This is a genomic window from Streptomyces sp. JNUCC 64, from assembly GCF_054484115.1.
In genome coordinates this window covers 3,484,876-3,505,354 of record NZ_CM137015.1, presented here as the reverse complement: position 1 = coordinate 3,505,354, position 20,479 = coordinate 3,484,876, and the positions used below count along the sequence as shown (strand labels likewise).

The window sequence follows — 20,479 nt, the reverse complement described above, 5'->3', positions numbered from 1 at the left end:
TAGTCCGTAAGAGACGGCCTAGTACCAGCCGAACCAGAACGCCTCGATGGAGCGTGCCTTGCCGGTGGTGCCCATGATCTTGACGTCGCCGACGTAGGGGGCGCCACCCTGCCAGCCGACGTTCTTGACGTGGGCGTCTCCAGTGATACGGAACGGGGAGTCGCCCCTCCCGGGGCCGAAACCGTCGGAGTAGAACGCGATGGCCTCGATCGGGGTGTTCATACCCGTGGTGCCGATCTGGACCGTCTTCTTCTTGCCCAGGCACTGGTAGGTCGAGTCCCAGCCGTAGTTGGCCCGGTGGGCCTTGAAGCATATCTGGGCGACGTCGGTGCCGTGCGGGTAGCTGAACCGGATGGACTCCACGTTGAGCCCCCTGCCGGTGGTGCCCGCCCACTCGCCTACGCAGCGCCAGTCCTGCCAGCCGATGTTCTGGACGTGGGCCTGGTAGCAGAGCCCGTCGTTCGGAGCGGACCGTGCGGTGGCGGTGCCCGGCAGCGCGAGCGCGGCGGTGGCGGCGACGGCCCCCGCGATGAGGACGCGGAGCGTGCTTTTGATCATGACTTTCCCCCGAAGAGCTGTACCCGGCGTCGTCCCGACGCCGATCACGCGCTGTGGCGCGTGTGCTGATCAAGGTAGGTGACGGGTCACCTGTTTGAGGCGACGGAAACCGACGAGTGCCACGGCCGGAAACGTCCGCACGGCGGCCGGGCTGCCAAGCTGCCGGGCCGTTCGGACTCGTGACCGGGCTCCGTGAGCCGGTCCGATCGGGAGGGGGGAAGGCGGGCAGCCTAGACCGGCTGCCCGGCCGTTCCCTGGGCGGCGCGGGCCTGGCGGCGCTGGGCGGCGATCGTCCGCAGGACGCCCGCCCCCGCGATCGCGAAGCCGACGCCCATGAGCATGCTCAGCCAGAACATGAACGTGGGGAACGGGTCCGTTCCGAGGAACAGCGGGGCCACGGTGACCAGGGTGGCCACCGCGCCGATGATGAAGACGACCGCTCCGGCCCGGACCAGGCCGTCCCCGGGCGCCGTGGCAGTGGTGTGGGTTTCGTCGCGCACCCCACCAGGGTATCCGGCGCCCGGCCGGGAGCCCCGAGGGCTCCGGAGAGCCGTGGGCCCGCCCCGGGACCTGACCGCGGCCGAGCCGGGGCCGGACCGGGTCCGCCCCGGACCTGACCGGGGCCGAGCCGTGGTGGCGGGGCGGGGTGGCGGGGCGTCCCCGTCCCGGCCGGTGGTCCGGGGATTACCCGGCAATGGGCGGTCGCCGTTCCCGCCGGGATTTCCCCGCCGGACGGTGTACGGCGGGGTCCGTACGGTGGGCGACGGGAACCGTGCGGTGTTCCGGTCCGGTCGTCCGGAACGCGTTCCCTGTTTTCGGGAAAACCGGTTGACCGGACGGCAACGGTCTGGACCTCGAATCGATCGTGAGCGGGTCGGGGAATCGGTGTCTGGACCCGTCCGGAATGCTCGTGCGCGATCGCCGGGAACGGTTCCCGAACCCGTTCCGGATTCGGCCATCCTCCGCGCCCTCGCCGTCCGGCGCGGAAAGGAGCGAGCGGTTCGCCGGGTCGTTCACCGAGTCGTCCGCCGAGCCGTCCGCAGAGCCGTTCATCGAGCGGGCGAATGCGCCGAGAGGCGCCTTTTCCCTCGCCCTCCGAGTCTTTCTCCCTCCCGCTCACCCCCTTCCTCCTTCCCGCCTGCCGCCCTTCTTCCCTCCGTCCTCCACCACCCCTCGCCGCCCCTACGACTGCCCCTCCCGCCGTTCCCCGGCGTTCCGGCGTCCTCCCGTGGTCACCGGGCTTCCACGCCCCCGGTACGGGCGGTCCGAGGGCTGGCGGGCCGCCCCGGGCGCTGGGTGCCGGGCGCCGGGGCGGGGAGTACCGGCCATTTCCCGGCGGCCCGGAAACGGTTCCGTTCCCGGCTTCCCTTCCGGTGCCCTTCCCGTTCCGTACCGGGTTCCGTACCGGGCGGGCCGGATTTTCCCGGGGTGGTTTTCCCCGGAACCCGGGGCCGGGCCGTTCCCGCCCGGATCGTTCCGTCCCGGCGGCGAACCCGCCCGCCGCGAGCGGGGCGTGGCGCATTCCCCGTCCCCGGTTCCGGAGCAATGCGCCCGCGCGGGGCGCTTGTTCGTGCCACCTATGTGCCATGAGGGCCCGTCATCGCCTTCCCATAAGACGTCCCGGGCCTCTCCCACCGCTTCTCGACACGGGTCCGGGCTCTGGCCGTTTCTAGGGGTGATCAACGGGGGAGAGCCCCGGTAGGCTGGTGGCAACGTTGGCCTTGTGGAGCGGAAAGTGGGTGTGTGCTTTGCCGACTGGCAAGGTCAAGTGGTTCAACAGTGAGAAGGGCTTCGGCTTCCTCTCCCGTGACGACGGCGGCGACGTCTTCGTCCACTCCTCCGTGCTGCCCGACGGGGTCGACGTCCTCAAGCCGGGCCAGCGCGTCGAGTTCGGCGTGGTGGCGGGCCAGCGGGGAGATCAGGCGCTGTCCGTGACGGTGCTCGACCCGACCCCCTCGGTCGCCGCCGCCCAGCGCCGCAAGCCGGACGAACTGGCGTCGATCGTCCAGGACCTGACGACCCTCCTGGAGAACATCACCCCGATGCTGGAGAAGGGCCGTTACCCCGACAAGGCGTCCGGCGCGAAGATCGCCGGACTGCTGCGCGCGGTCGCCGACCAGCTCGACGTGTAAGCCCGCCGCGCGGCCCTCGCCGCCACGACGGCCCCCTCGCCGGCACACCGCCTTCGACGGCTCCCGACCGCCGTGTCCGGGTGGTCGTGTCCCGGCAGCCGCGTCCGAGACGTCGCGTCCGGGGCGTCACGTCCGGGTCGTTGAGCCGCCCGGACGCGACGGCGCCCCGCTCAGGGGAACGCGAGCGCGTCCGGGGCGAGTGGCGGGACGAGGCCCTCGTCCGCCGCGCGCGTCAGCAGTGCCCGCACCGCCGCGTACCCCTCGTCCCCGAGGTCGGCGGTGAACTCGTTGACGTACAGCCCGATGTGCCGGTCGGCGACGGCCGGGTCCATCTCCTGCGCGTGCGCCAGGACGTACGGCCGGGAGACGGCCGGATCGTCCCAGGCGGCGCGGACCGAGGCGCGGGCCGCCGCCGCGAGCCGCCGCAGCGTCGCCGTGCCCAGCGCCCGGCGGGCGACGATCGCGCCCAGCGGGATCGGCAGCCCCGTCGTGGACTCCCAGTGCTCGCCCATGTCCGCCAGGGCGTGCAGCCCGTACTCCTGGTAGGTGAAGCGGGCCTCGTGGATGACGAGCCCCGCGTCCACCCGGCCGTCCCGCACCGCCGGCATGATCTGGTCGAACGGCAGGACGACGATCTCCCCGACCCCGCCGGGCACCCGGTCCGCCGCCCAGAGCCGGAACAGCAGATAGGCCGTCGAACGCTCGCCCGGCACCGCGACGGTCCGCCCGGTGAGGTCCGCGCCCTCCTCCCGGGTCAGCACCAGCGGCCCGCACCCCCGGCCCAGCGCACCGCCGCACGGCAGCAGCGCGTACTGGTCGAGGAGCCAGGGCAGCGCCCCGTACGAGACCTTCAGCACGTCCAGTTCGCCGCGCTCGGCGAGGCCGTTGGTGACGTCGATGTCCGCGAACGTCACGTCGAGGGCGGGCGCGTCCGGCAGTCTGCCGTGCGCCCACGCGTCGAAGACGAAGGTGTCGTTCGGGCAGGGGGAGTAGGCGATCCGCAGGGGCGCTCCCGGGCCGTCAGCGGCAACGGCAGCGTCAGTGGTGGCGGTGGTGGCCGTCGTGGTGCCGGTGCTGCCGGTGCCGGTGGTGTCCGTGGTGCCGGTGGGGTGCGTCATGAGGGTTCCCAGCTCTCCAGGCTCTCCAGGACGGGCGCGCAGCCCGTGAAGGCGGTGGTCAGGGCGGCCAGCGCGTCCGCGATCCGCCAGGCCGACCGGTCGCGGGGGCCCACCGGGTTGGAGACCGCGCGGACCTCCAGCACCGGACGGCCCTGCGCGGCGGCCGCCTCCGCGACCCCGAAGCCCTCCATGGCCTCGGCGAGCGCCTCCGGGTGGCGGGCGCGCAGCGCGTCGGCGCGGGCGGTGGTGCCGGTGACGGTGGAGACCGTCAGCACGGTGCCCGTCGGGCAGCCCAGCGCGGCGGCCGTCTTCCCGGCGAGCCGGGCGGGCGGGAGGTGGGTGACGGTGCCGAAGCCGAGTCCGGTGACGGGCAGGAAGCCGTCCGGGTGGTCGTCACCGGTCTCGGCGCCCAGGTCGGCGACGGTGATCGCGTCGGCGACGACGAGCGAGCCGACCGGGGCCAGCGGCGCGAAGCCCCCCGCGATGCCCGTCGAGACGACGAGGTCGTAGGGGGCGCCGTCGAGGGCGGCGGCCGTCAGCGCGGCGGCGGTCCCGGCCGCCGCGGCCGCCGGGCCCACCCCGGCCGCCAGCAGGTCCCAGCGGGCCCCGGCGGTGGTGATCCGGCGCAGCGCCGCGCCCGGCACCGTCACCTCGCGCTGCTCCGACAGGAACGCCAGCGCCACCGCGTCCCGCTCGGCGGGTACCGCGGTGGCGACGAGGAGGCGGGCGGGCCGGGTCATCGGGCCGGGACCGTCAGGACGCCTTCTTGAGCTGGAACGACCAGAGCCCGGTGATCTTGTTCTCGCCGCCCTCGGCGAGGGTCACGGTGGTCCGCTCCCCGTTCGCGCCGTACTGCTCGTTGAAGAAGACGCTGCCGGGGATGGCGAGGTAGGTCTTCTTGCTGTAGTCGGTGAGCCGCTGACCGTTCAGGAGGATCGTCCACTCCTTCTCGGCGATGCTCGGGTCCACGCCGAAGCGGACCGTCTCGTCCGGGTCGACCTCGATGGACTTGACGTCCTCGGTGTCCTTCAGGCACTTCTCCACGTCGGCGGGCTTGATCGCCTTGCCGTCCTGGTAGCAGACCGCCTCCGAGTTCACGGACTCGTCCCCGACCGTGACGGTGGCGACGGCGGTCGGCTTCTCACAGGCCGACAGGACCAGCAGCGCGGCGGAGACGGCACCCGCGGCGGCGACGGTGCGCCGGAGCCGACGGGAGCGCGCGGAGGCCGGGGCTGACTTGAGGTGCGGCTCAGCCGCGGACAGGGACGTCATGGCGGAAAGGCTAGCGGGCGCCCGCCACCCGTGTGTTACGCGGGTACGGCGTGCCGTGTCCGCCCCGGCCCCCGGACGGGACCCGCGCCGGTACCGGGAAGGCGCTCCGACGGGACCCGCCCCGGCTCCGGGGAGGCGCTTCGGCGGGGCCGCTCCGGTCCGGGAAGGTCCCCCCGGCCGGGTCCTCGGCGAGGTCCGTCCCGGCTCGGGGAAGGGCTCACCGGGGGCCCGGACGGGTCGGCGGGGTGTGCCCGGACGGGGTTCCGCGGGAGCGGGGCGGCGGGGCGGGCTCGGGCGGCCCCGGGGACGGGGACGGAGGTTCAGGCCACCGGGGGATGGGAGCCCAGGCCACCGGGGGACGAGGGACGGGAGCCCAGGCCACCGGGGGCGAGGGACGGAGGCTCAGGCCACCCGGGGACGCGGCGCCGCGCCGTGCCGGGCCGCCGCGAGCAGCCCGCGGGTGGTCGTCAGCCAGCCGGTGGCGACGATCCCGGCGGCCACCAGCAGCCCCAGCGTGCCGTTCAGCGGCAGCACGATCCCGACCGCGCCGCCGAGCACCCAGGCCATCTGGAGGAGGGTCTCCGACCGGGCGAACGCGGAGGTCCGGACGAGTTCGGGGACGTCCCGCTGGATCAGCGCGTCCAGGGACAGCTTCGCCAGGGCCTGGGCGAACCCCGCGCACGCGGCCAGGCACGCCACCAGCACCGCCCCGAAGAAGACGGCCGCGACCACGGCCATGACGAGGACCCCCGCGGTCACCACCACGATGATCACCTCGGGGGCCCGGGTCCGCAGCCAGGCGCCGACCGCCGTGCCCAGCGCGTTGCCCGCCCCGGCGGCGACCCCGACGATCCCCAGCGACACCGCCGCGCTCTGCCCCGTCACCGGGTGCTCGCGCAGCAGGAACGCCAGGAAGAAGATGAGGAACCCGGACAGGCAGCGCAGCGCGGCGTTCGCGGCGAGCGCGTGGGTCACCGCCGGGCCGACGGTGCGCAGCCCGGGGCGCCGGGCGCCCCGGGACGGTTCCCCCGGCGGCCGGGGCGGCGGCGGCTCGGCGGTCAGCAGCGCCCGGACCTCGCCCTTGGCGGAGTCCACCTTGTGGGGCATCCGGAACGACAGGAAGGTCCCCGCCACGAACACCACGAACGCCCCGTACAGCGGCCAGCGCGGCCCCACGAACTGGAGTCCGGCCGCCACGGGCGCCGCCGCCCCGGTGGCCAGAAGCCCGGCGAGGGTGACCCGGGAGTTCGCCCGGACCAGGGAGAACCCGCTCGGCAGCAACCTGGGCACCACCGCGCTGCGGACCACCCCGTACGCCTTCGACGCGACGAGGACGCCGAGCGCCGCCGGGTACAGCTCCAGTCCGCCCGTGACGACGAACCCCGACAGCAGCAGCGCGAGGACGGCGCGGGCCAGCATCGCCGCCGCCATCGCGGCCCGCCGCCCGTGCGGCAACCGGTCCAGCAGCGGGCCGATCACCGGGGCGAGCAGGGTGAACGGGGCCATGGTGATCGCCAGGTAGAGGGCGACCCGGCCGCGGGCCTCGTCGGTGGGGACGGCGAAGAAGACGGTGGAGGCCAGCGCCACGGTGATCATGACGTCACCCGCGCCGTTCACCGCGTGCAGTTCGATCAGCTTGCCGAGGCCGGACTCGCCCGCTCCCTGCGCGTGGGTGGCCCGGCGGATGCCCCGGGCGGTCCCGGTGATCGGCAGGTGCAGGGCGCGGCCCACCGTGCGACCGGCCCGGCGGAGGGGGCCGGGTCCGCCCGGGGCACCGGACGAGCGGGACGACCTGGCGACTGCCACCCCGTCATAGTGCCCCCTGCGGGGCACGGGCGGCGCGGATACGGCGTCCGCCCGACGTGGCGTGGCCCACGTGTCACCCGGGGCGCGACGGGGAAGGCGGGCGCCGTCCGGTGCGCTCCCTGGTGTCCCCCGACGGCACCCGACGGCACCTGGCGGCCCGGGGCTCCTCCGTGTCCCGGTGTCCCCGGTGTCCGCTGAGGGCCCGGCGTGCCTGACGCGTCCGGCGCGTTCCCGCCGCCGTCCCGGGGCGGCGGCGGTGGCGGTCGCCGTACCCCGGGCGGCGGGGCCGTGGCCGGTACGGCGTTCGGTGCCGGCGGTGGCGGTGACGGTTGCCGTCCCCGGGCGGTGGCCGTGGCCGGTACGGCATCCCGGTACGGCACCCGGGGCGGTTGCGGCGGTGTTCCCGTCCGCCCCGGCGGCCTCCGGGGCCGGGGCGACGCGGGGGCCGCCCTGGCCGACCTCCTGAGGGGATCGGGATCCCGGAGACGCCCCGGCCGACGTCCCGGGGGATCCCGGAGACGCCCCAGCCAACCTCCTGGGGGATCCCGGAGATGTACCGGCCGACCTGCCGGGGGATCCCCGAGACGTCCCGATCGACCTCCTCGGGTATCCCGGAAGAGGCCCGGCCGGTCTCCGGGGAGGTCCGGGAAGAGGTCCCGCGCGGGGTCCCGTACGGGGTCCCCGGGGCCCCCGACAAGGTCTCGGGCCGGGAACGAACGCGAGCCGCACCGTACGCCGGTGTGGGCGCGGGCCGCCGGAGAGGGTAGCGTGCGTAACGCGCCTGCGGTGACTGGTCCCGGCCGCGCGCCTCTCGCCCGTCACGCAGAATGGATGGGCACTGGTGCGCCCGGGAGGCCGGGCGCGGACGTCGACGCGGCCCACAGGTCCGCTCCGTCCGCGTTCCCGGTGGAACCGGTCCGCCGCCCGACAGGAGGCGCACCCGTCAGACGGCGTAGGAGAGAAGCGATACCCGTGAGCGCAGCGACAACGCGAAGCCGCACCCCCGACCGTGCGTGTGCCGAGGCGGTCGAACTGGCCCGCGCCGCGGCCGAGGAGGCCGCCGCGCCGGGCGTGGTCGGCGAGCACGTCGGGATGGTCGTCGAGGGCGACCGGGTGCTCACCCACCTCTTCGAGTGCAAGGAACCCGGCTACCGGGGCTGGCGCTGGGCCACGACGGTCGCCCGCGCCTCCCGCGCCCGGGTCGTCACCATCGACGAGACGGTTCTGCTGCCCGGCCCGGACGCCCTGCTGGCACCCGAATGGCTCCCTTGGAGCGAGCGGCTGCGCCCCGGCGACCTGGGCCCCGGCGATCTGCTGCCCACCGAGGACGACGACCACCGCCTGGAGCCCGGGGTCACGGACCCCGGCGCGGCGACGGCCGGGGAGACCACCGGAACGGCAGAGGGGTCGGGGACGGCCGACACGTCCGGCGCGGCGGCGCCCACCGGTTCGGGTGACGCCGACGCGGCGGAGCCGGGCGAGGGCCCGGCCGCGCCCGGGGACCCGCGTCTCGCGGGCGGCTGGACGGGGGACGACGTGCCCGCGCCGAACTCGGTCCGCTCGGCCGACGCCGAGGAGCTGGCCGCCGCCGGGGAGGCGGCGCCCGGAGTGGACGGTCCGCCGCCCGCGCGCCCGGTGACGCCCACCCGGGCGGAGATCGCGTCGGTCGCCACGGAACTGGGACTGGGCCGGGTGCGGGTGCTGTCCCGCGACGGGCTGCGGGAGGCCGCCGAGCGGTGGGACCTGGCGTTCGGCGCCGGGACGCCGATGGCGCAGGCCGCGCCCTCGAACTGCGGCAGCTGCGGGTTCCTGGCCCCGCTCGGCGGATCGCTCGGACAGGTGTTCGGGGTCTGCGCGAACGAGTTCGCCCCGGCGGACGGCCGACTGGTCTCCCTGGCGTACGGATGCGGCGCGCACTCCGAGGCGGCGGTGGTGCCCAGGAGCAACGGGGTGCGGTCGCCGGTGCTCGACGAGACGGCGGTGGAGGTCTTCCCGCTGCACCCGACGGCGGACGCGGGTTCCGTGCCGCTGTCGACCCCGGCGGAGGACCTGGGCCACTCGTAGCCCGTCCGGGCGGGTGGGCCGTCGCGGGTCGTGGGCTCCCGTTCCGGGCCGCGCGTGAAGTGCGCCGTGCCGGTCCCGTCCGGTGGTGGTGGGCGGGGCCCGAGTCCGGTGGGGTCGTGGGTCCGTCCGCGCGGCGGGGCCACCCGTGGGGTGCGAGGTCCGCTCCGGCGCGCGGTGATGTGGCGTCCGTGACGCCAGTGACCCGAGCGGTCTCCGGCGCCGTGAGCGGCGCCGTGAGTGCTGCCGTCAACCGCTGTGCTGCCGCCCGCAGCCGCGCGTACGCCGGTCTCGCCCACTCGTGACGTGCGTGGGCGCCACCCCGTCCCGCCGGTCTGCGAGCCTTCTACGGCAGGCGTGGTGACCGCTCGGCGAGCATGAGGGCGAGGGGCCCGGCCGGGAGGAGGAAACGGCCGTCGGCGGCGGCGTCGACGGCGTTCCGCAGGGTCCACCAGGTGAGTTGGAAATCGTCCTCGCCAGCGGCGAGTTGCTGGGGGCCGAGGGTCAGTTCGCGGGCCTCGTACAGATGGACGCGGGCACCGCTGCCCAGGGTGATGGCGTACGTGCCGAGGTGCCGCCACCGTTCGGCGGTCACCCCGGCCTCTTCCCGCAGCTCGCGGCGGGCGCACTCCTCCGGGCCTTCGCCGGGTTCCAGGCGCCCGCCGGGCAGGAACAGGTACTCGCCGCCATGGTCGGGGAAGTCGGCGGAGAGTACGGCCACCAGCCCTTCCGCGTCCACGGCGACGATGACGGCCGCGTCCCGCTCGGGGCGCTCCGGTGCTCCGCTCATCCGTCGAGCGTACGGTTCAGCGCACCATGGCGGCGTACGGAACGTTCATCACCTCCGGGCGGGCCGTGCCACGGCCCCGGTAGCCGCCCTCGCCGAAGGCGTCGCCGTGATCGGCGCACAGGATGATCAGCCAGCGACGGCCGCTGGTCAGGGTGGTGACGAGGCGGCCGAGGTGCGGGTCGGCGTAGGCGAGGGCGGCTTTCTGTGACGTGGTGCTGTCCGTGCTTCGCCCGATGTAGTGCCCGTGGGGGACGTGGGTGGCCGAGACGTTGACGAACAGGAACAGCGGCCGGTCCGCGTGCGCGTCGGCCAGGGTGAGGGCCCGGTCGACCTGGTGTCGGGTGGAGTCCGGCTCCGGCGAGCAGAATTCCGGGCGCCAGTGGTCCTCGTCGAACATCGCGGGCAGGACCGATCCGAGCGGCGTCTCGCGGGAGAAGTAGGTGACCCCGCCGACGCACACCGTGCGGTAGCCGTGCTGCCCGAGCCCGGTGAGCAGGTCGGGGGCGTCGAACACGAACGTCTCCGGCGGCACGGTCTTGAACGCGGGTGGTCGGCACTCCCACAGGCGGGGCGGTTGCTCGGGCCGGGGCAGCTTGGGCAGGAACCCGGAGAAGTAAGCCATGTGGGCGGGGAGGGTGAACGTGCCGGGCGTCTGCCGGTGCTCCCACCGGCCGCCGGGCAACAGTCCGGCCAGGTGCGGGGTGAGTCCTTCTGCCAAGGCGTCGCGGGCGACGTCGTAGCGGAGGGAGTCGAGCGTGACGAACAGGATGCTGGTGCCGCTGCGGATCGTCTCGGCCGCGTCGATCACGTCCGCACCTCCTCGTAGGGGCGGATCCGGCCCCGGGACGCGCTGTTGACGGGGATCGGTACGCGGTCCTCGGCGATCATGCGACGGATCACCAGCAGCCCGGTCCGGTCGGCCAGCGGCTTCCCGTCCCGGTCGAAGCAGGTGATCGCCGCCCTGCCGCAGTCGGTGGCGACCCGTATGCCGGGTGCCCGGCCGACGCGGGCCATGGCCTCGACGAGCTGTTCCTCACTCGCGGCTCCGAGGTCGAGGACCTCGCAGGCGTAGTGCCGGGCGTTGACGGCGCCGCTGCCCAGCCGGTCGAAGAACCCGGCCGTGGCAGGGCGGCCGTCGTGGGCGACGACGAGCCGGTCGGCGCGAGCGGTGACGACGAAGCACGCGGCCAGCCACCACGCGACGGCGGTATGGATCTCGTCCGGGTACCGGCCGTGGGCACCGCCGTCACGGATCACGGTGTCGGTGTCGACGGGGTTAAGCACGTGGGCCTCCCAGATGGGTGGCGATCCGGTCGACGGGCTCGCCCAAGGTGAGGCCGTCGGTGGGCAGGACGACAGCGGTCGGGTCCGCGCTGGCGACGGTCTCGAAGTTCTCGCGGAGCCGCTTGAGCAGGGCGAGCTGCGGCAGGGGCCGCATGTGGGAGTCCCGGGACCAGGCGCCGTGGGGTTCGGGCAGGGTACGTGGGCTGGTGCCCTTGAAACGGGTCATCAGCAGCCGGGCGAGTGTGGTCTTCCCGACCCCGGAGACGCCCTCCAGGACGATGAACGGGCCCTGTCGGCCATCGTCGCGGGCGAGGGGCGCGTACGCGGGCGGCAGTTCGGCCTGGTTCACAGGGTGCCCTCCGTGAAGGCGGAGACGTGTCCGGCGACGGCTTCGGCCAGCCGGGCGGGCTCATGGAGCAGGTCGCGGATGTCCAGGCGGAGGTCGTCGCGCAGGAGGCACGGCTGGATGCCGCCGCCGTGGTCGGCGCGTAGCGACCAGAAGCCCTCGACGCACTTCGGCTTGACCGGGCAGGCACCGCACTGGCCGACGTGGTGGCGGCCGAGGTCCCGGTGGATGACTTCCACCGGGACGCCGTCCACGTCGAATATCCGGCGGCCCTGCCCGACCCCGGCGATCCGCACCCGCTCCGAGCCGGTGAGGGTCCGCAGATGACTGATGACCGTGTCGGCCGACACCGCGGAAGCGGCCCGGCCCTCGTTGAAGCCGGTACCGACGAGCTCGATGAACTGGACCGGCATCCGCCGGGCGAGGGCGAAGTCGAGGATGTCGCGGACCTCGTGCTCGTTCTCCTTCTGCAGCAGACAATTGATCTCCACGTTCGGGAAGATCTCCCGGGCCGCCTCGATGCCGTCCAGAACCAGGTCGATGCCGTAGCGGGTGCCGGCGATGGCCCGGATCGACTCGTCGGAGAAGTAGTGCAGGGACACCTTCACCGTGTCCAGCGGGGCCTCGGCCAGCCAGGTCTGGTGGGTGCGGACGCGGGTGCCGTTGGTGATCAACGTGTACGAGCCGCCCGGTCCGGGCGGCTCCAGGCCGGTGAGGACGGCCCGGGCGAGCGGAGAGGTCAGGGGCTCGCCGCCGGTGAAGAAGACCCGGTTCAGCCCCGCGTCCCGCACGGCCGCGATCAGGGTGAGGAAGTCGTCGGCGGTGAGTTCGCGCGGTCGAGGCTTGCGGGTCCGGTCGCGGCGGGTCACCGGGGGCGGCACATCGGCCTCGTTATGGCAGAACCAGCAGGCGATGTTGCAGACCGGGGTGAGGGAGATCCGGAACTGGCCGCCGAGGGCGGCGAAGTTCCGGAACGCGGTCCAGTCGGCCGCGGGGGCTGCGGGTGCGTCGAGAGGGACGGTGGTCACGGCTTCCTCCTGGTGAGTCGAGTGGTGGACTCCGGCGGCGTCGGGGCGGCCGGTTCGGGTGACGCGGGCACGGCGCCGCACGCGGTGGGCGGGCGGGTACCGGACCCCGACGGGTGGCTGGCGTGGCAGTGGCCCGCCGGGAAGGCTGGCTCTGAGTGAACCGCCGTGAGCGGAAGGTGAGTACGGTGGAGTCGGTGGCAACCCGTTCAAGGCGTTCAAGATCGGTTGCGGGAGGGGCTGGAATTGGCGGAGATCCGGACACCGAACAGCGCGTTGGCGGCCGTCATCGCCGAGGCCGGCGTCACCTACTACGCGCTCGCGCGCGAGATCCGTACCGTCGCCGCCGAGGCCGGCCAGAGGCTGAGCACCGGTCCCTCGGCTGTCGCCTACTGGTTGGCCGGAGGCACACCATCGGGCCAGACGCCGCACTACATCGCCGAAGCCCTCACCAGAAGGGTGAAACGGCGCGTGACGGTCGCCGGGATCGGCCTAGGCTGCGCAGGCACCGGGGAGGCGCTCGGCGCCGATCCGCTGGCCACCGCCGCCGATCTCGGGAGAGACGTGATGCTCCGCCGACGGGACTTCCTGAACTCCGCGTTCGCCGCGACCGCCGTCGGCCTGCCCCTGGTCTACGACCACGATGCCGTGGCCGCCCTCCTCAGAGCGGCCAGACGCGGCGGCACCGTCGGCTCTGGAGAGGTCCAGACGGTCCGGCAGCTCACCGAGACGTTCCGCGGCGTCGACGAGCGGCTCGGCGGGGGTCACGGTCTGACCACCGTCACCGCCTATCTGACCGACACCGTCGCACCGATGCTGGAGGCCCGCTTCCCGTCGGACACCGTCCGCGAGCAGGCGTTCGGGGCGGCCGCGCAGCTGGCGACGCTGGTGGGCTGGAAGCACCACGACCTCGGCCGCGAAGGCGCCGCGCAGCGCTACTACCTGCTCGGCTACCAACTGGCCTGTGAGGCCGACCGGGACGGGCACGCGCCCTGGCTGATGCGGGCCCTGACCCATCAGGCCCTCGACCTCGGCCATGTCGGCTCGTGCGTGGAACTGTCCGAGGAAGCGCTGCGGCGGGCGTCGGGGAAGGTCGACCGGCAGACCGAAGCGCTGTTGCTGGTGACGTGCGCCCGCGCGTACGGGGCCAGCGGGCAGGGCCGGAAGGCCGCCGCCGCGCTGCTGACCGCCGAGGACGCGGTCTCGGACACCCGCGAGCCGGCACGCCCGTACGCGGCGGCGTCCGGACCGGTGACGGCCACGGTCGCCTCGCACACGGGGAAGACGCTGACGGCCATGCGGGACCACGCGGCCGCCGAACGGCACTACCGGACCGCCCTGGCCGGACGCACCCCGGGCACCTACCAGCGCGTCCACGGCCTGACCATGGTCAACCTGGGCAAGGCGGTGGCCGCCCAGCACCGGCACGAAGAGGCCGTCGGCCTGTGGAACCGGTCCCTGGACTTCATGGACGGCGTGCTCTCCGACCGGGGCCGCAACGAGATCAGATCGATCCAGGCGGCGGCGGTCGGCTACCGCAGACGCGGGGTCCTCGGTGCCGCGGGCCTGGACCAGCGGGCCGCCGAGATGCTGAGGGCCACGGCGTGAACAGCGAGCCGACCGTGGGCGTCGTCGTGATCACCATGGGGGACCGGCCCCGCGAACTGAGGACCCTGCTCGACTCCGTGGCCGCCCAGGAAGGCGACCCGGCGACCGTCGTCGTCCTCGGCCAGGGCGTGGCACCGCCCGACCTGCCGGACGGCGTGACGGGTGTCGGACTACCGGAGAACCTGGGCATTCCCGGCGGCCGCAACGCGGGCGTGCGCTGGCTGCGCGACCACGGTGGCGTGGACATCGTGCTCGTCCTGGACGACGACGGGCTGCTGCCCCGCACGAACACCCTGACCCTGGTCCGGGAGGCGTTCACCTCGAACCCCCGCCTCGGGATCGTGGGCTTCCGCATCGCCGACGAACAGGGCGTGAGCCAGCGCAGACACGTCCCCCGGCTCGGTGGGGCCGACCCGTTGACCTCCGGCCCGGTCACCACGTTCCCCGGTGGCGCCCACGCCATCCGCAGGGCGGTGATCGATCAGGTCGGCGACTTCCCGGCCCCGTTCTTCTACGCCCACGAGGAGACCGACCTCGCCTGGCGGGCCCTGGACGCGGGCTGGGACATCGACTACCGCGCGGACATGGTGCTGCGGCACCCCCGCACCGAGGCGTCACGGCACGCCGTCTACTACCGCAACACCGGCCGGAACCGGGTGTGGCTGGCCAAACGGCACCTGCCCGCCCCGCTCGTGCCGGTCTACCTGGCGACGTGGGCGGCGTACACGCTGACGCAGAAGCCCCCGCTGCCGGGGCTCAGGGCGTGGTGGGCCGGGTTCTTCGAAGGGATCCGGGTGCCCTGCCCGCCGAGGAAGCCGATGCGGTGGCGGACCGTGTGGCGGATGACCCGGCTCGGGCGGCCACCGGTGATCTGACGCGGTGACCGGTCCGTCGGTCCGTCCGCTCCGTCGTCGGCACGGTCCGCGCGCCCACCTGCCCGTGACCGCAGGTCGCGCCTGTCGCGCAGTACGCCGACACCACACTGCTACGTCTGTCAGCAACTCCGCGTTCCAGAAACGGGACCCCCGCGCGCGGGGAGCACTTCACCGCCGACGTCACCGTGAACACCCCGACGGGACCACCCCCGCACGCGCGGGGAGCACGCGGACCTGTGGGGCCGTCCCGGCCCGGGGTAGGGACCACCCCCGCACGCGCGGGGAGCACGACGACCTCATCCACCGCCCCGCGATCCAGAAGGGACCACCCCCGCACGCGCGGGGAGCACGAGGCGACGCCGGTCACCCGCCGTTCGATGCCGGGACCACCCCCGCACGCGCGGGGAGCACCGATCTTGACGCGGAGGGCTCCGGCGGACAGTTGGACCACCCCCGCACGCGCGGGGAGCACGGCACCCCGCCCGTCATCAACAACTCGGCCACGGGACCACCCCCGCACGCGCGGGGAGCACGAGTCCATCTCCGCCCTGTCCGTCGACCGGCTGGGACCACCCCCGCACGCGCGGGGAGCACACCGCCTCCACCAAGTCCCTGGAACCGTACGAGGGACCACCCCCGCACGCGCGGGGAGCACTCCTCCCGGCGTCGGGCCCCCGCGTACGCGAAGGGACCACCCCCGCACGCGCGGGGAGCACGGCCTTCAGGCCGCTGGCCCCGGCGTAGAACCGGGACCACCCCCGCACGCGCGGGGAGCACCCCGCCCGTCACCGTCAGTGACCCGAGGGCCGGGGACCACCCCCGCACGCGCGGGGAGCACGACAGAGGCATCCAGTCCACGTGGAGCGACAATGGGACCACCCCCGCACGCGCGGGGAGCACCGGCGGTGCCCATCACCGCTGGGGCCTTTTTGGGGACCACCCCCGCACGCGCGGGGAGCACAGCTGATGGAAGAGGAAGTCAGGGGCCTGATGAGGACCACCCCCGCACGCGCGGGGAGCACTTCACGACGGACGCGTCCCCGGAGAACGAGTCGGGACCACCCCCGCACGCGCGGGGAGCACGCGTCGACGACTCCCGCCATCCCTTTGAACGTGGGACCACCCCCGCACGCGCGGGGAGCACTCTTGTTCCCGGAGGGGCCCCGCCGATTAAACGGGACCACCCCCGCACGCGCGGGGAGCACCGGTCCCAAACCTCGCCCCAGTCAATTCGACCGGGACCACCCCCGCACGCGCGGGGAGCACGAACCCGGCGTCGTCGTCCATGGTGACGCCGGGGGACCACCCCCGCACGCGCGGGGAGCACCAGCACCTTGGCCCGCTGGTGCTGCCCGGCCAGGGACCACCCCCGCACGCGCGGGGAGCACTCTGCGCCTACCCGAGCTGTGTAGCCGATGAAGGGACCACCCCCGCACGCGCGGGGAGCACCAGACCACGAACGAGTACGCGATGTCCGACCAGGGACCACCCCCGCACGCGCGGGGAGCACTGGTGGACGTCTGGGCAACACGGGGCTGCGGGGGGACCACCCCCGCACGCGCGGGGAGCACCTGGCAGAAGGACATCCGGATCATCGGCAACAGGGACCACCCCCGCACGCGCGGGGAGCACCTGGTGGGCCGCCCCTGGGTGGTTCAGCGGTGGGGACCACCCCCGCACGCGCGGGGAGCACTCTTCCTGACCAGCGGGTTTATCCCGCCGATCCACCGTTTTTGGCAAGAACTTGAAAGTCCGGCACTTCGCCCATAGCGCCCACCCCGTCCGTCCACCCCGGCCTCGCCCCAACTCCGCCCAGGCTACCGCCGAGCCGTCCAGCCCCGCCCCGTTCCGTCGAATCCGCACCCGGTGAACCCGGGCGCCGCGCCACCGCGCCCGAAGAGGCGCGGGGAACTGCGCGAGCGGCCACGGCGGGCCCGCGGCCGAAGACGGTCCCCGACCCACCCGGACCCCGGCCCGCCCGGACGGCCCCCGGTGCCCCACCGACCCGTACCGACCCCGCGCGGAACCGTGCGGCACCGCACGGACCCCCGCGAGGAAAGCCGCCCCCGCCCGAGGCGGTACCGTCGGGCGGCAAGGCCGAGCGGCCGGTTTCCGGGGTCGAGGGCCGAAGGACCGAGGACAAGGAGCCCCCCGTGAGCACGTTCGCGAGCGCCGCCGTACCGGCATCCGGAGCCCCGGACCCCTTCGGTACGGCACGGCTCCGGCAGGAGGTCCTCACCGCGTGGCGGGCGACACCGACCCGGTTCCGGGAGGACGCCAACGCCGAGGAGGACCTGGCGCTCGGCGGCCACCGCGACCGCCTGATCGTGGAGCTGGCGCAGAACGCCGCCGACGCGGCGACCCGCGCGGGCGTCCCCGGGCGGCTGCGGCTCGTCCTGCGGGACGAGGGCCCGCACGGCACGCTCACCGTCGCCAACACCGGCGCCCCGCTGGACGCCGAGGGCGCGCTCTCGCTCTCCACGCTGCGGGCCTCCGCGAAGCGGGGCGGCACCGACCCGGACGGCGGCCCCCGCGCCAACGGCACCACCCCGGACACCAGCACCAGCACCGGCGCAGACATCAGCACCAGCACGGGCACCGGCACAGGAACCGACAGCCGCACCAGCAACAGCACCGGCACCGGCACCGGCACCGGCGCCGGAGCCGTGGGCCGGTTCGGGGTCGGGTTCGCCGCCGTGCTGACCGTCAGTGACGAGCCCGCCGTGCTCAGCCGGGACGGCGGCGTCCGCTGGTCGCTGGCCGAGGCGCGGGCGCTCACCGAGGAGGCGGCGGGCGGCGACACCGCGCCCGGTTCGCTGGGCGACGAGGCCGGACGGCGCGCGGGCCACGTCCCGTTGCTGCGGCTGCCGCTGCCCGCGACGGGCGAGGTCCCCGCGCCGTACGACACGGCGGTGGTGCTGCCGCTGCGCGACGCCGCCGCCCGACAGCTCGCGGAGCGGCTGCTCAGCGGAGTGGACGCCGCGCTGCCGCTCACCCTGCCGGGCCTCGCGGAGGTCGTCGTCGAACTGCCCGACGGCACCGTCCGCACGCTCGCCCGCCGCGCCGAGGCCCCCTACACGGTGATCGAGGACTCCCGCGACGGCACCACCCGCTGGCGGACCGTCGGCCGGGGCGGCCCGCTGACCGCCGAACTCCTCGCCGGACGGCCCACCGAGGAGCGGCTGCGCCCGTACTGGTCGGTGACCTGGGCGGTGCCCGTGGACGGCGACGGCGCCCCGCTGCCGCCCCGCACCGCCCCGGTGCTGCACGCACCGACCCCCAGCGACGAACCGCTGGGCCTGCCCGCGCTGCTCGTCGCGTCCTTCCCGATGGACCCGACCCGTCGGCACGCCGCCCCCGGCCCGCTGACGGACCACCTGGTGGAGCGCGCCGCCGACGCCTACGCCGAACTGCTCGCCGCCTGGCGCCCGGTGGGCCCCGGGGTCGTCGACCTGGTGCCCGGTCCGCTGGGCCGCGCCGAACTCGACGGGACGCTCCGCGCGGCGGTCCTGGAACGGCTGCGCCGCACCGCGTTCCTGCCGCCCGCCGCCGACCGCGCCCCCGCCCCCGGGCTCACCCCGGAGGAGTGGGGCGGCGACGGCGAACGCGCCCCCGAGGACGGCCACGCGCTGCGCCCCCGGGACGCCGAACTCGTCGAGGGCGCCGGGTCGGACACCGTCCGGGTGCTCGCCGAGGTGCTGCCCACGCTGCTCCCGGCGGGGCTGGAGCGCCGCGCCGAGCTGCGCGCCCTGGGCGTGGCGCGGGTGCCGCTGACCGACGCGGTGGACCGGCTCGCCGGGCTGGAGCGGGAACCCGGCTGGTGGTGGCGGCTCTACGACAGCCTCGCCGGGGTCGACCCGGACCGGCTGACGGGGCTGCCGGTGCCGCTCGCGGACGGCCGGACGACGATCGGACCCCGTCAGGTGCTGCTGCCGGTGCCCGGTCAGGGCCCGTCCGCCGCCGAGGGCCCGGACGCCCCGGCGGTGCTGGCCCGGCTGGGGCTGAAGGTCGCCCACCCGGACGCCGCGCACCCGCTGCTGGAGAAGCTGGGCGCGCTGCCCGCCACGCCCCGCGCGGTGCTCACCACCCCGCAGGTGCGGGCCGCCGTCGCCGCCTCCCTGGAGGACGAGGACTGGGGCGACCCCTACGACGACGACCCGGCGACGGCCGGGGCGCCGGACGCCGAACAGCTCGCGGAACTCGTCCTCGGACTGGTCCGGGACGCCAACTTGTCGCCCGGCGACGAGCCGTGGCTGGGCGCGCTGGCCCTCACCGACGAGGACGGCGAACTCGCCCCGGCCGGGGAACTCGTCCTCGCGGGCAGCCCGTTCGCCCGGGTCATCCGGGACGGCGAACTCGCCTCCGTGGACGCGGCCCTCGCCGAGCGCTGGGGCGCCCAGCCGCTGACGGCCTGCGGGGTCCTCGCGGACTTCGCGCTGGTCCGCGCCTCGGACGTGGTCCTGGACCCCGACGAGTTGGAGCCACGGGACGGCGACTTCGCGGAGCCGGACGACGCCGGGCTGCTGGACGCGGTGGACGTCTGGTGCGAGGACGTCCTGGACCGGCTGCCGCACACGCCCGTGCCGCCGGTGGCCACCGAACTCGTCGCGGTGCGCGACCTCGACCTGGTGGACGACGACCGCTGGCCCGAGGCGCTCGCCCTGCTGTCCCGCCCGCCGCTGCGGGACGCGCTCACCCAGCCGGTGCGGGTGCTGCTGCCGGACGGCACCACCGAGTCCGTCCGCCCGTACACGGCCTGGTGGCTGCGCGGTCATCCGGTGCTGGAGGGACGGCGTCCGGCGGGGCTGCGGGCGGCCGGTTCGGACCCGCTGCTGGCGGGGCTGTACGAGTCGGCGGACGCCACCGGGTTCGAGGACGAGGGGGTGCTGCGGGCGCTCGGGGTGCGCACCTCGGTGGCCGCGCTGCTGGACGAGCCGGGCGGCGCCGCCGAGCTCCTGGACCGGCTGGCGGACCCGGAGCGGGACGTCACCCCGGCCCAACTGCACGCCCTGTACGGGGCGCTGGCCGAGCTGGACCCCGGCGAGGTGACGCTGCCGGAGGAGCTGCGGGCGGTCGTCGACGGCCGGGTCACGGTGGTGGACGCGGCGGACGCGGTGGTCGCGGACGCGCCGGACCTGCTGCCGCTGGCCGCCGGGCGCGCGCTGCTGCCGGTCCGCCCGTCGGTCGCCGCCGCGCTCGCCGAGCTGCTCCAGGTGCGGACGCTCGGCGCGGTGGTGACGGATCCGGTGTCGGACGACGGGGTGGTGCGCGTGGTGCCGGAGCCGGTGCGTACCCTGCTCGGACCGGCGACCCCGGCCACGTACACGGAACACGGGGAACTCACCGTCGGGGAGACGGAACTCGACTGGCACCGCACCGCCGACGGGGTGGTCCACGCGGCGACCCTGGAGGGCGTCGCGGCGGGCCTGTCCTGGGCGGCGGGGCAGTGGCCGCGACGGTTCGAGGTCGCCGCGCTGCTGGAGGACCCGTCGCGGACGGACGAGTTGGCGCGGGACCGCTGGTTCGACTGAGGGTTGTGCCGCGTTCTGCACTGATTCGTCCGGCGCCCGGCGTCACTTCGTCATGTGTGAACGCGGCTCACAC

General features: G+C 74.9%; 16 protein-coding genes and 1 CRISPR repeat array. Of the genes, 5 read left to right on the top strand and 11 right to left on the bottom strand.

Annotated features, from left to right (window positions below; all coding sequences use genetic code 11):
- Nucleotides 1–18 precede the first annotated feature (18 nt).
- Nucleotides 19–558: a hypothetical protein gene (locus ACVWNX_RS14225; protein ID WP_454414297.1), complete on the bottom strand. Its 540-nt coding sequence runs from the start codon at nucleotides 556–558 to the stop codon at nucleotides 19–21.
- Nucleotides 559–788: 230 nt separating this feature from the next.
- Complete coding sequence (locus tag ACVWNX_RS14220; RefSeq protein ID WP_454414296.1) at nucleotides 789–1,058, bottom strand: hypothetical protein; 270 nt, start codon at nucleotides 1,056–1,058, stop codon at nucleotides 789–791.
- A gap of 1,248 nt (nucleotides 1,059–2,306) precedes the next feature.
- Here ACVWNX_RS14220 and ACVWNX_RS14215 point away from each other — a divergent pair.
- Nucleotides 2,307–2,690 (top strand): cold-shock protein, encoded by a 384-nt coding sequence (locus tag ACVWNX_RS14215; protein WP_454414295.1) that lies wholly within the window; start codon nucleotides 2,307–2,309, stop codon nucleotides 2,688–2,690.
- Between the two features lie 170 nt (nucleotides 2,691–2,860).
- Here the strand turns inward: ACVWNX_RS14215 and ACVWNX_RS14210 are convergent, their stop codons facing one another.
- From ACVWNX_RS14210 to ACVWNX_RS14195, 4 genes are all read right to left on the bottom strand, one after another.
- A complete protein-coding gene (locus ACVWNX_RS14210; RefSeq protein ID WP_454414294.1) occupies nucleotides 2,861–3,808 on the bottom strand; it encodes a 1,4-dihydroxy-6-naphthoate synthase in 948 nt (315 codons plus the stop codon).
- Nucleotides 3,805–4,548 carry a futalosine hydrolase gene (locus ACVWNX_RS14205; RefSeq protein WP_454414293.1) on the bottom strand — a complete coding sequence of 248 codons (744 nt, stop codon included), beginning with the start codon at nucleotides 4,546–4,548 and terminating at the stop codon, nucleotides 3,805–3,807. Before ACVWNX_RS14205 ends, ACVWNX_RS14210 begins: the two co-directional genes overlap by 4 nt.
- 13 nt (nucleotides 4,549–4,561) lie before the next feature.
- Nucleotides 4,562–5,080 carry a DUF2771 domain-containing protein gene (locus ACVWNX_RS14200; RefSeq protein ID WP_454414292.1) on the bottom strand — a complete coding sequence of 173 codons (519 nt, stop codon included), beginning with the start codon at nucleotides 5,078–5,080 and terminating at the stop codon, nucleotides 4,562–4,564.
- A 402-nt stretch (nucleotides 5,081–5,482) separates the two neighbouring features.
- Entirely contained in the window at nucleotides 5,483–6,886 is a 1,404-nt protein-coding gene (locus tag ACVWNX_RS14195; RefSeq protein ID WP_454414291.1) for an MFS transporter, read from the bottom strand.
- Nucleotides 6,887–7,858: 972 nt separating this feature from the next.
- On the opposite strand from ACVWNX_RS14195, the gene ACVWNX_RS14190 reads away from it, so the two are divergent.
- A complete protein-coding gene (locus ACVWNX_RS14190) occupies nucleotides 7,859–8,950 on the top strand; it encodes a DUF3027 domain-containing protein (RefSeq protein ID WP_454414290.1) in 1,092 nt (363 codons plus the stop codon).
- 343 nt (nucleotides 8,951–9,293) lie between these two features.
- On the opposite strand, the gene ACVWNX_RS14185 is transcribed toward ACVWNX_RS14190, so the two are convergent.
- From ACVWNX_RS14185 to ACVWNX_RS14165, 5 genes are read right to left on the bottom strand one after another with little or no spacing between them, the layout of a single operon-like run.
- On the bottom strand, nucleotides 9,294–9,737 hold the full coding sequence (locus ACVWNX_RS14185) for an NUDIX hydrolase (protein WP_454414289.1): 444 nt from the start codon (nucleotides 9,735–9,737) through the stop codon (nucleotides 9,294–9,296).
- 16 nt (nucleotides 9,738–9,753) lie between these two features.
- Nucleotides 9,754–10,545: an STM4013/SEN3800 family hydrolase gene (locus ACVWNX_RS14180; RefSeq protein ID WP_454414288.1), complete on the bottom strand. Its 792-nt coding sequence runs from the start codon at nucleotides 10,543–10,545 to the stop codon at nucleotides 9,754–9,756.
- Nucleotides 10,542–11,021: a hypothetical protein gene (locus ACVWNX_RS14175; RefSeq protein ID WP_454414287.1), complete on the bottom strand. Its 480-nt coding sequence runs from the start codon at nucleotides 11,019–11,021 to the stop codon at nucleotides 10,542–10,544. The genes ACVWNX_RS14180 and ACVWNX_RS14175 overlap by 4 nt, the downstream gene beginning before the upstream one ends.
- A complete protein-coding gene (locus ACVWNX_RS14170) occupies nucleotides 11,014–11,370 on the bottom strand; it encodes a hypothetical protein (RefSeq protein WP_454414286.1) in 357 nt (118 codons plus the stop codon). The genes ACVWNX_RS14175 and ACVWNX_RS14170 overlap by 8 nt, the downstream gene beginning before the upstream one ends.
- A complete protein-coding gene (locus tag ACVWNX_RS14165; RefSeq protein WP_454414285.1) occupies nucleotides 11,367–12,395 on the bottom strand; it encodes a radical SAM protein in 1,029 nt (342 codons plus the stop codon). The genes ACVWNX_RS14170 and ACVWNX_RS14165 overlap by 4 nt, the downstream gene beginning before the upstream one ends.
- 243 nt (nucleotides 12,396–12,638) lie before the next feature.
- On the opposite strand from ACVWNX_RS14165, the gene ACVWNX_RS14160 reads away from it, so the two are divergent.
- The 3 genes from ACVWNX_RS14160 (at nucleotide 12,639) to ACVWNX_RS14150 (ending at nucleotide 20,406) form a co-directional block, all read left to right on the top strand.
- Nucleotides 12,639–14,000 carry a tetratricopeptide repeat protein gene (locus ACVWNX_RS14160; protein WP_454414284.1) on the top strand — a complete coding sequence of 454 codons (1,362 nt, stop codon included), beginning with the start codon at nucleotides 12,639–12,641 and terminating at the stop codon, nucleotides 13,998–14,000.
- Between the two features lie 35 nt (nucleotides 14,001–14,035).
- The gene (locus ACVWNX_RS14155) at nucleotides 14,036–14,875 is read left to right on the top strand and encodes a glycosyltransferase family 2 protein (protein ID WP_454414763.1); all 840 of its coding nucleotides are present in this window, start codon (nucleotides 14,036–14,038) and stop codon (nucleotides 14,873–14,875) included.
- Nucleotides 14,876–15,074: 199 nt separating this feature from the next.
- Nucleotides 15,075–16,568: a CRISPR direct-repeat array (repeat unit 29 nt; unit sequence GGGACCACCCCCGCACGCGCGGGGAGCAC).
- A gap of 460 nt (nucleotides 16,569–17,028) precedes the next feature.
- The gene (locus ACVWNX_RS14150) at nucleotides 17,029–20,406 is read left to right on the top strand and encodes a sacsin N-terminal ATP-binding-like domain-containing protein (protein WP_454414283.1); all 3,378 of its coding nucleotides are present in this window, start codon (nucleotides 17,029–17,031) and stop codon (nucleotides 20,404–20,406) included.
- Nucleotides 20,407–20,479 lie beyond the last annotated feature (73 nt).

Bases quoted from the DNA above. Each gene is read 5' to 3' on its own strand.
- ACVWNX_RS14225 (WP_454414297.1), bottom strand. From the start codon at position 558: ATGATCAAAAGCACGCTCCGCGTCCTCATCGCGGGGGCCGTCGCCGCC.
- ACVWNX_RS14210 (WP_454414294.1), bottom strand. From the start codon at position 3,808: ATGACGCACCCCACCGGCACCACGGACACCACCGGCACCGGCAGCACC.
- ACVWNX_RS14205 (WP_454414293.1), bottom strand. From the start codon at position 4,548: ATGACCCGGCCCGCCCGCCTCCTCGTCGCCACCGCGGTACCCGCCGAG.
- ACVWNX_RS14200 (WP_454414292.1), bottom strand. From the start codon at position 5,080: ATGACGTCCCTGTCCGCGGCTGAGCCGCACCTCAAGTCAGCCCCGGCC.
- ACVWNX_RS14185 (WP_454414289.1), bottom strand. From the start codon at position 9,737: ATGAGCGGAGCACCGGAGCGCCCCGAGCGGGACGCGGCCGTCATCGTC.
- ACVWNX_RS14155 (WP_454414763.1), top strand. From the start codon at position 14,036: ATGGGGGACCGGCCCCGCGAACTGAGGACCCTGCTCGACTCCGTGGCC.